This is a genomic window from Kitasatospora sp. NPDC007106 (assembly GCF_040634455.1).
GTDB classification, from domain to species: Bacteria; Actinomycetota; Actinomycetes; order Streptomycetales; family Streptomycetaceae; genus Kitasatospora; species Kitasatospora arboriphila.
Genome location: NZ_JBEYFP010000200.1, coordinates 1 through 9,872 on the forward strand (window position 1 = coordinate 1; position 9,872 = coordinate 9,872).

Consider the following 9,872-nt stretch of genomic DNA (forward strand, 5'->3'; position numbering starts at 1 on the left):
TGCCCGTCCTCGCCGGCGCCGGCCCGCTCGCCCTGCGCCGCACCCGCGGCGCCCCGGGCACCGCCCACGTCTGCGTGATCGGCTCGATGGCCGCCCCGCTCGGCGGCGACCGGCTCGCCCTGCACGCCGAGGTCCGGCCCGGCGCCGCCCTCACCGTCACCAGCGCCGCCGCCACCGTCAGCCTCCCCGGCCGCGGCGGCGCCCCCGCCCGCTACGAGCTGCACCTCACCGTCGGTGAGGACGCCGAACTCGACTGGCGCCCCGAACCCGTCATCGCCGCCGCCGGCAGCCACCTGCTGCTCACCACCGTCGTCCACCTCGCCCCCGGGGCCCGGCTGCGGCTGCGCGAGGAACAGGTGCTCGGCCGGCTGCACGACCACACCCGCGGCGCCCCGCCCGGCCGGATCACCGCCCGGCTCACCGTCCACCTGGCCGGCCCCGCCCCGGCCGGCCGCGTCCTGCTCGACCAGCAGACCGACCTCGGCCCCGGCGCCCCCGGCTGGGACGGCCCCGCCGTCCTCGGCCCGCACCGCACCGTCGGACAACTGCTCACCGTCGGTCTGCCCGCCCCGCCGCCGCCCCCGGACGGCACCGACGCCGCCCTGCTCACCCTGCCCGGCCCCGCCGACGGCCCGCCCGCCACCCTGCTCACCGCCCTCGCCCCGGACGCCCTCGCCCTGCGCCGGCTGCTCGCACCCGGCACCGGCCGGAACGGTTCGGGCGGAACCGTCACGTCCGCGGCCGCCCGAACGTCAGAGAGGTGAGAGCACACCGACGAGGAGGGGCCCGATGGACCGGAACGACTGGCTGGCCGAGCGCTTCGAGAGCCACCGCGGCCATCTGCGGTCGGTGGCGTACCGGATGCTGGGCTCGCTCGGCGAGGCCGACGACGCGGTGCAGGAGGCCTGGCTGAGGCTGAGCCGCACCGACGCCGACGAGGTGGAGAACCTGGGCGGCTGGCTCACCACCGTGGTCGGCCGGGTCTGCCTCGACATGCTGCGCACCCGCCGGACCCGCCGTGAGGAGCCGATCGGCGAGCGGCTGCCCGACCCCGTCGTGGCGAACGCCGACGGCACCGACCCCGAACAGCAGGCGCTGCTCGCCGACTCGGTCGGGCTCGCCCTGCTCGTCGTGCTGGAGCAGCTCGCCCCGGCCGAGCGGCTGGCCTTCGTGCTGCACGACATGTTCGGCCTGCCGTTCGACGAGATCGCGCCGATCGTGGACCGCACCCCGGCCGCCGCCCGGCAGCTCGCCAGCCGTGCCCGGCGGCGCGTCCAGGGCGCGGCCCCCGCGCCGGACCCGGACCCGGTACGCCGCCGCGAGGTGGTGGACGCCTTCCTCGCCGCCTCCCGCGGCGGTGACTTCGAGGCGCTGGTCGCCGTCCTCCACCCGGAGGTGGTGCTGCGCGCCGACGACGGCCCGGCCGCGCCGCTGATCGTGGTGCGCGGGGCCCGCGAGGTGGCCTCGCAGGCGTTCCGGTTCCGGCACATGGCGCCGTTCTCCCGGCCGGCGCTGGTCAACGGCGGGGCCGGCACGGTCACCGTGGTCGACGGCCGGCCGGTCTCGGTCATGGACTTCGTGGTCGCCGACGGCCTGATCGTCGCGATCGACATCCTGGCCGACCCGGAGCGGCTGGCCCGGCTCGACTTGGACCTCCTGGAGGACTGACCCCGCGGGCACGGCCCCGAACGGCGGCGAGCCCCGCCCGGTGCGTACCGGGCGGGGCTCGTGGCGGGTGCGGCGTGGCGGGGGCTCAGCCCGCGTCGGCGGCGCGGCCGCGCCGGTCCAGCGCGGCCAGGTAGGCGTTGTAGGCGGCGAGCTCGGCGTCGCCGTCCCGGTCCGCGGCACGGTCGCGGCGGCGGGCCTGCCGCTCCTCGGACCGCGCCCACTGCAGGGTCAGGGCGATCAGCACGATCGCGGTCGGGATCTCGCCGAACGCCCAGGTGATGCCGCCGGCCAGCTCCTGGTCGTCCAGCAGCTTGGTGCCGGGCGGCGCGGCGGCGTCGGTGAAGGTGGTCACCAGCGGGTGGGTCGCCATCATCACGGCCACGCCGAAGAAGGCGTGGAACGGCATCCCCACGAAGAGCTCCAGGATGCGCATGATGTAGCCCGGCCGGTGCGGACCCGGGTCCACGCCCATGATCGGCCAGAAGAAGAGCATGCCGACCGCCAGGAAGTGGACCATCATCGCGAGGTGCCCGAGGCGGTACTGCATCAGGTGGTCGAACAGCGGCGAGAAGTACAGCGCGTACAGGCTGGCGACGAACAGCGGGATGGTGGCGCCGGGGTGCGAGACCACCCGAACGTACCGGCTGTGCAGCAGGGCCACCAGCAGCTCGCGCGGACCGCGGCCGCTGCCCTTGCGGGCCGGGCGCAGGGCCCGCAGCGCCAGCGTGATCGGGGCGCCGAGCAGCAGCAGGATGGGGGAGAGCATGGACAGCACCATGTGCTGGATCATGTGCGCGCTGAACAGCACCATGCCGTAGTCGTTCAGCCCGGTGCAGGTCACCAGGACGACCGTGCCGGTGCCCGCCGTCCAGGCGATCATCCGGCCGACCGGCCACTTGTCGCCGCGCCGCCACAGCCGGATCGCGGCCGCCGTGTAGAGGCCGAGGGCGAGCACCGCGCCGATCAGGAAGGGCCAGTCCGGCGACCAGCCGAGCGCGGCGGACGGGCTGTACGGGCCGAGCGTGCCCGTTCCGCCGTGGTGGTGCATCCCTGCCATGCCGTCGCCCATCGGCGCGTCCTGCCTTCGCTGGTGCCGACCGGACCCGCCCGCAGGCCGGTCCGGTTCGTCCGTTTTGCTTCCGGCACAGCCTAGGCGGCGCTTACGAACCGACCGAACCCGGCCCCGGTCCCGGCGGGCGTGGCGCGGTCAGCCTGCGGCGCCGGCGGCCGGGACGAGGGTGTTCTCGCCGGTGCGGCCGGCCGCGAAGTCCTCGACGTTGCGGACGGTCGCCGCGATGATCTGGCCGACCGCGGTCCTGGTGAAGTACGCCTGGTGGGAGGTGACCAGCACGTGCGGGAAGGTCATCAGCCGGGCCAGCACGTCGTCGGCCACCCCGTGCACCGACCGGTCGGTGAAGAAGACGCCGGTCTCCTCCTCGTACACGTCCAGGCCGACCCCGGCGAGCCGGCCGGACCGCAGCGTCTCGACCAGCGCGGCGCTGTCGACCAGGCCGCCGCGGCTGGAGTTCACCAGGATCGCGTCGTCCTTCATCCGGGCGAGCGCGGCCGCGTCGATCAGGTGGCGGGTGTCCGGCAGCAGCGGCACGTGCAGGCTGACCAGGTCGCTGCGCTCCAGCAGCTCGTCCTTCTCGACGTACTGCAGACCGAGCTCCCGGCAGGCCGGGTTGGGGGCGACGTCCCAGCCGAGGAGTTCGGTGCCGAAGCCGTGCGCGATCCGGGCGAAGCACTCGCCGATCTTGCCGGTGCCGATCACGCCGACGGTCATCCCGTGGACGTCCCGGCCCAGCAGGCCGTCCAGCCGGAAGTCGAACTCGCGGGTGCGGCTCGCCGCCCGCAGCAGCCGCCGGTTCACGGCCAGCGCCAGCGCCCAGGCGTGCTCGGCCACGGCGTGCGGGGAGTAGTGGGAGACCCTGGCGACGGTCAGGCCGAGGTCGCGGGCGGCCGCCAGGTCGATGTTGTTGAAGCCGGTGGAGCGCTGGGTGACCAGCTTGGTGCCGCCCGCGGCGAGCCGGGCCAGCACCACGCCGTCCAGCTCGTCGTTGACGCTGCTGGACACCACCGGGAAGCCGTCGGCGAGCGGGGCGGTGTCCCGGGTGAGGAAGACGTCCAGCATGCGCAGCGGGTGCCGGCCGGCGAACGCCGCGTCCAGCAGCGGACGCTCGTCGGTCTGCACGCCGTAGGCGAGGATCTCCATCGGGGTTGCTCCTCCTGCTCGCGCGGGGCGGGCCGGGCGCCCCGGCCGCTCACCCAACCTATGGTGTGCCCCGGACCCCGGCCATGGGCCGATCGTCCCGCCGGACCGGCGGCAGGTGCCCCCACGCGCCCCTGGTGGGGCCGACCGGTCAGCCTCGCCGGGGGGCGCGTGGGGGCACCGAAAGGGGCGCGGGGACTGCGCAGTCCGGGGGCGGGTCGTCGTACAGATCAGGGCTTGGCCCGATGCTGTTGTGGCGACCGCATCCGAATTGCGCAGTTCCCGCGCCCCTGGGGGCTGGCCGTCAGGTGAGGGTGCCGGCGAGGGCGGTGAGGGCGAAGAGGGCGCCGGCGGCGGCCAGCGCGGCGCCGCCGGAGCCGACCGTGAGGAGGGCGGTGAGCAGGACGGTCGGGCCGAGTTCCATCGCCGTGTTGAGCACGCCGCCGGCCAGGCCGATCTGCTCCTCCGGGACGCCGTCGGTGGCGAGCACCGCGGCTCCGGCGAAGGCGAGGGCTGCGCCGAAGGGCAGCAGCACCAGCCCGGGGACGAGCGGCAGGTAGCCGGAGCCGGTGCCGAGGTGGGCGAGGGCGAACAGGCCGGCGGCGCCGGTGGCCAGGCCGATCGCGGTGACGGCCTTCGGCCCGACCCGGCCGACCAGCGGCCCGGCGGCCTGCCCGCCGAGGAGCAGTGCGGCGGCGTAGGGGAGGAAGGCGCCGGAGGTGGCGAGCGGGGTCCAGCCCAGGTCCTGCTGGAGGTGCAGGGTGAGCAGCAGGAAGAGGGTGGCGGTGCCGCCGGCGCTCAGCAGGGTGGCGGCCAGGCCGAGCAGGCGGCGTCCGCCGCGCAGGAAGCCGAGCGGCAGCAGCGGCTCGGCGGCGCGCCGCTCGCGGAGCACGAAGGCGGCGAGCACCAGCAGGCCGAGGGCGAGCGGCAGCTGCCAGCCGCCGGTCTCGGTGAGGACGAGGCCGTAGCTGACCAGGACGGTGCCGGCGGTGGCGAGGACGGCGCCGGGCAGGTCGAGGGCGGGGCGCCGGTCGCGGGCGGGGTCGCGGGGCAGCAGTGCGGGGGCGAGGGCGAGGGCGGCGGCGGCGACGACCACCGGGACGGCGAACATCCAGCGCCAGGAGAGCCAGCTGGCGACGGCCCCGGAGGCGAGGTTGCCGGTGGTGGCGCCGAGCACGGAGAGTCCGCCCCAGGTGGCCATCGCCCGGCCGTAGGCCGCGGGGCCGGGCAGCAGGGTCTTGAGGACGGCCATGCCGGCCGGGGCGACCAGGGCCGCGGCGGCGCCCTGGAGGAAGCGGAGCAGCAGCAGGGCGGTGTAGCCGGGGGCGAGCGGGGCGGCGATCGAGGCGAGGCCGAGCACCACCAGGCCGGTGGTGAGCATCCGGCGGCCGCCGTAGCGGTCGGTGAGCCGGCCGCCGAGCAGCAGCAGGGCGGCGAAGGAGAGCCCGTAGGCGGCGTTGAGCAGGACGAGCCGGCTGTGGTCGAGGCCGAACTCGCGGCCGATGTCGGGCAGCGGCACGGAGATCGCCATCAGGGTGAAGATCAGTGTCGCCTGGACGGTGCCGAGCAGGGCGAAGCCGGGTGCGGTGCGTGGCGCCGGTGCGCCGGTGGACGTCGGAGTGATGGCCGTGGCAGCCATGGTCTCCCCCTCTTTCTGTACCGTTCGGTCCAATATAAGGCCGTGCAGAGGGCCGCCGAGGAGCGGCCGGTGGGGCTGTTGGTCCGGGCCCGAGGGGCTCAGTCGAGCAGTGACAGGGCGAGGTCCGCCGCGTCGGTGACCCGCCGCGGGTCGTCGCCCGCCTTGCCGATCACCCGCATGCCCTGCATCACGGTGAGCAGCAGCCGGGCGAGGGCCCGCGGGTCCTTCTCCGGTGCCAGCTCGCCCTGGGCCTGCGCCCGGGCCAGCGCGCCGGCGGTGAGCGTCTCCAGGGTGTCCCAGCTGGCGCGGACGCGGCGGGCCGCGTCCGGGTCGCGGGTGGCGAGTTCGGTGGCGGTGTTGGTGATCAGGCAGCCGCGGTGCCGCTGCTCGCGGACCGCCTCGTCGGCGAAGCGCCGCACCACGGCGCGGACCGTGGGCAGGGCCGCGCCGGGCTGCGAGAGCCCGGCGAGCAGCTTGGCGTCGGTGTTCTCCCGGTAGCGGTCGAGCGCCTTGAGGAACAGCTCGTGCTTGCCGCCGAAGGTGGCGTACAGGCTGGCGCGGCCGATGCCCAGGTGCCCGGTGAGGTCGGCCATCGAGGTCGCCTCGTACCCGCGCTCCCAGAACAGCTCCAGCGCCGCCTGCAGCGCCGCGTCCGGGTCGAACTCCTTGGTCCTTGCCATGGGAAGACCATAGCGCTAACTGGATCGATCGGTCAAGAAAGGCTGGAGAAGAGAAGGAGCCCCGCCCGCCGAGGCGGCGGACGGGGCTCCCGAAGAGCTGCGGGACGGGCCGGTCAGATGACCGTCTCGGCCTCGGTGTAGCGCTCCTGCGGCACGGTCTTCAGCTCGGCGACCGCCTCGGCGAGCGGCACCAGGCGGATGTCGGTGCCCTGCAGCGCGGTGATGTGGCCGAAGGCGCCCTTGTGGGCGGCCTCCACCGCGTGCCAGCCGAAGCGGGTGGCGAGCACCCGGTCGTAGGCGGTCGGGGTGCCGCCGCGCTGGGTGTGGCCGAGGATCACCGGACGGGCCTCCTTGCCGAGCCGGTGCTCCAGCTCACGGGAGAGCTGGGTGGCGATGCCGGTGAACCGCTCGTGGCCGTACATGTCCTTGGTGCCCTCCTCCCACGGCATGGTGCCGGGCTCGGGCTTGGCGCCCTCGGCGCAGACCACGATCGCGAACTTCTTGTGCCGGTCGAAGCGCTCGCGCACCACGTCGGTCAGCTTGTCGATGTGGAAGGGGCGCTCGGGCACCACGATCGCGTGCGCGCCGGCCGCCATGCCCGCGTTGAGGGCGATCCAGCCGGTGTGACGGCCCATCACCTCGACGACCATGACCCGCTGGTGCGACTCGGCGGTGGTCTTGAGGCGGTCCAGCGCGTCGGTGGCCACCGAGACGGCGGTGTCGAAGCCGAAGGTGACGTCGGTGCAGGCGATGTCGTTGTCGATCGTCTTCGGCACGCCGACCACCGGCAGGCCCGCGTCGCTCATGAGCTTCGCGGCCTTCAGGGTGCCCTCGCCGCCGATCGGGATGACCGCGTCGATCCCGAGGTCCTTGCAGTGCTGCTTGGCGCGCTCGACGCCGTCCCGCAGGTGGCTCGGCTGGACCCGGGAGGACCCGAGGATCGTGCCGCCCTGGGCGAGGATGCCGCTCACCGACTCCAGGGTGAGAGGACGGTGGACGCCTTCGAGGAGGCCGCGCCAGCCGTCCTGGAAACCGATGATCTCGTCGCCGTGGTCGACCACCCCCCGGTGGACCACGGAACGGATCACGGCGTTCAGGCCGGGGCAGTCACCGCCGCTGGTCAGGACACCAATACGCATTGCTTTGCAACTCCCCTGGGGGCACCTCCCAGCCGCCAGGCTGGGGGGAAGAACCGGAGGCCGGACTACCACCTCGGTGTCGCCACCGCGGACAGGTCGCACCCGGGCGTCTTCAACCGGGGGCGACCATGGCACAGCATACGGTTCCTGCGTCCGGCCGGGCAGGAGCCGAGCGGGAGCGGCATCGTCGACGCGTCCGCGCAATCTGCAGCCGGACGCCGAGGAGGGTTGCGTCCAGCGATCCCTATTCTCTTATGCATCCCGCCCGCATGGCACCGGTTGACCGCAATGCGGTCAACCGGACACCCTTCGTCGGACTCAGGCGGGCTGGCTGGTGGCCGCGATGCGCTCCGCGCGCAGCGCGTCGTACCAGGTCGTGTCGGCCGGCGGCAGCGCGCTGACGTCCAGCGCCAGCTTGAGCAGCATGTCGGCGACGGCAGGGTTGCGGGCCATCACCGGGCCGTGCAGGTAGGTGCCGAACACGGTGTCGCGGTACGCGCCCTCGGTGCCGTCGCCGGTGCCGTTGCCGCGGCCCGTCCGCACGTTCGCCAGGGGCTTGACGCCCTCGCCGAGGTGCGTGACGCCCTGGTGGTTCTCGAAACCGGTGAGCTGCGGCAGGCCGAGCGCCGGGTCGACGTCGGCGAGCACGTCGCCGACGCAGCGGGAGCCCTCGCCGCGGGTCGTCCACACGTCGAGCAGGCCGAGGCCCGGCTCGCGCTCGCCGAGGTCGTTGATGAACTCGCGGCCGAGGATCTGGTAGCCGGCGCAGACCGAGAAGATGATCGCACCGTTCTCGGCGGCGCGGACCAGACCGCCGTCGTTGCGCAGCCGCTCCGCGGCGAGCCGCTGCGGACGGTCCTCGCCGCCGCCGATCAGGTAGATGTCGCCGCTGGTCGGCACCGCCTGGTCGGAGCGCACGTCGATCCGGGTCACCCCGAGGCCGCGCTGCCGCGCCCGCCGCTCGACGACCAGCGCGTTGCCGCGGTCGCCGTACGTGCTGAGCAGGTCCGGGTACACCCAGACGAGGCGCAGGCTGCTCTCGTTCATCCTCGAAGGCCTTCCGTACTGCTGCTGCTGAGGCTGCTGGAACTGCGGGTCGGCGGGGTACGACATCAGACCGCCACCGCCTTGCGCAGCTGCTGGAAGGCGGTGTAGTTGGCGATCGCCTCGATCCGGCCGGGCGGCGCCAGCCGGACGGCCTGCTCCAGGGTGTCCACCACCTGGAACTGCAGCCCGGCGACCTCCAGCCGGACCGCCAGGTCCAGCTTGCGCTGGCCCATCACGAAGATCGGGTGGCCGGCCAGGCGCTCGTAGTCGACGTCCCACAGCCAGGAGGTGTCGGTGCCGTCCGCGTCCAGCGCGTTCACCGACAGCACCACCGGCGCCGGCGGCTGGTCGATCAGCGTGAAGGTCTCCAGCCAGCCGGCCGGGTTCTTCGCCAGCAGCAGGCGCACGTCGCGGCCCTGGTACTGCACCACGTCGTAGCGGCCGGCGACCGCGGCGACCGTCTGCATCCGCTGCAGCGCGACCTGCGGGGCGACGCCGAAGACCGCCGCGACCGCCGCCGAGCTGGTGGCGTTCGCCAGGTTGGCGCGGCCGGGCAGCTGCAGCTGGATCGGCCAGGCACCGCGGTGCGGGTCGATGACGTGGGTGCCCTGCAGCGCCCAGTGCGGGTTCGGGCGGCGGAAGCCGCACTGCGAGCAGAACCAGTCCTCGCCGGGGCGCTGCATCACGCCGCCGCAGGACGGGCAGGACCAGGCGTCCTCCTTCCACGCCTGCCCGGCGGCCACCCAGACCACCTTCTTGCAGGACGAGGCGGCCCAGGTCACCAGCGGGTCGTCGGCGTTGGCGATGATCACCGCGTCCGAGTCCTTGAGACCCTCGCGCCACTTCTCCGCCATCATGCGGGTCTCGGCGGCGCGGTCCAGCTGGTCGCGGGAGAGGTTCAGCAGCGCTATGGCCTTGGGCCGGGTGTCCCGGGCGACCGTCGCGAGGTACTTCTCGTCCACCTCGATCACGCCGAAGCGCGCGTCCGAGCCGCCCGCCAGCGCGGCGGTGATGCCGGCCGGCATGTTGGCGCCCAGGGCGTTGGAGACCACCGGGCCCGCGGCGCGCAGCGCCTCGGCGATCAGCCGGGTGGTGGTGGTCTTGCCGTTGGTCGCGCTGACCAGCACCACGTCGAGGTGCTCGGACAGGGTGGCCAGCAGATCGGGGTCGAGCTTGAGCGCGATCTTGCCGCCGATCACCGAACCACTGCCGCGCCCGGCCTTCTGCGAGAGGGCGGCGGCCATCTTGCCGGCCGTCACGGCGATCTTGGCGCGGGCGGGCAGCGAGGCGTCGCGTGCGGCTTCCGGACCGGTGCCTTGCATGCTCAGTGGTTCCTCCTTGCTGCGGCGCCGCCCCGGTCGTGCGGGACCGTCGGACGGCAGGGACGGGGGCCAGCCTACCCACTCCGGCGGCGGGCTCTGAGCGCAGGACCCTTCGCGGCCTGCCGAGACGGGCCCCGACGGGACCCCGGCACCCGTCCGGTTCCG

Annotated in this window: 9 protein-coding genes; 2 read left to right on the plus strand and 7 right to left on the minus strand. The window is 74.4% G+C overall.

Features of this window, described 5'->3' with window-relative positions; genetic code table 11:
- The coding region (locus tag ABZ641_RS17590) for an urease accessory protein UreD (RefSeq protein ID WP_359982796.1) at positions 1-764 on the plus strand (764 nt) is incomplete at its 5' end.
- Between the two features lie 25 nt (positions 765-789).
- Positions 790-1,668: an RNA polymerase sigma factor SigJ gene (sigJ, locus tag ABZ641_RS17595; RefSeq protein WP_344626424.1), complete on the plus strand. Its 879-nt coding sequence runs from the start codon at positions 790-792 to the stop codon at positions 1,666-1,668.
- A gap of 85 nt (positions 1,669-1,753) precedes the next feature.
- Here sigJ and ABZ641_RS17600 read toward each other — a convergent pair whose 3' ends face one another.
- The 7 genes from ABZ641_RS17600 to ABZ641_RS17630 all read right to left on the minus strand — a co-directional run bounded on the left by ABZ641_RS17600 (position 1,754) and on the right by ABZ641_RS17630 (position 9,707).
- A complete protein-coding gene (locus ABZ641_RS17600; RefSeq protein ID WP_359982806.1) occupies positions 1,754-2,716 on the minus strand; it encodes a cytochrome c oxidase assembly protein in 963 nt (320 codons plus the stop codon).
- Positions 2,717-2,875: 159 nt separating this feature from the next.
- Complete coding sequence (locus ABZ641_RS17605) at positions 2,876-3,883, minus strand: 2-hydroxyacid dehydrogenase (RefSeq protein ID WP_344626425.1); 1,008 nt, start codon at positions 3,881-3,883, stop codon at positions 2,876-2,878.
- A 301-nt stretch (positions 3,884-4,184) separates the two neighbouring features.
- Positions 4,185-5,519, minus strand: a complete 1,335-nt coding sequence (locus ABZ641_RS17610; protein WP_359982799.1) for an MFS transporter — start codon at positions 5,517-5,519, stop codon at positions 4,185-4,187.
- A 98-nt stretch (positions 5,520-5,617) separates the two neighbouring features.
- Complete coding sequence (locus ABZ641_RS17615) at positions 5,618-6,199, minus strand: TetR family transcriptional regulator (protein ID WP_359982802.1); 582 nt, start codon at positions 6,197-6,199, stop codon at positions 5,618-5,620.
- 113 nt (positions 6,200-6,312) lie between these two features.
- Positions 6,313-7,338 (minus strand): 6-phosphofructokinase, encoded by a 1,026-nt coding sequence (locus ABZ641_RS17620; protein ID WP_030269331.1) that lies wholly within the window; start codon positions 7,336-7,338, stop codon positions 6,313-6,315.
- Between the two features lie 318 nt (positions 7,339-7,656).
- Positions 7,657-8,385: a glutamine amidotransferase gene (locus ABZ641_RS17625; protein WP_030269330.1), complete on the minus strand. Its 729-nt coding sequence runs from the start codon at positions 8,383-8,385 to the stop codon at positions 7,657-7,659.
- Positions 8,386-8,450: 65 nt separating this feature from the next.
- Positions 8,451-9,707 carry a MurT ligase domain-containing protein gene (locus ABZ641_RS17630; RefSeq protein ID WP_344626428.1) on the minus strand — a complete coding sequence of 419 codons (1,257 nt, stop codon included), beginning with the start codon at positions 9,705-9,707 and terminating at the stop codon, positions 8,451-8,453.
- Positions 9,708-9,872: the final 165 nt, after the last annotated feature.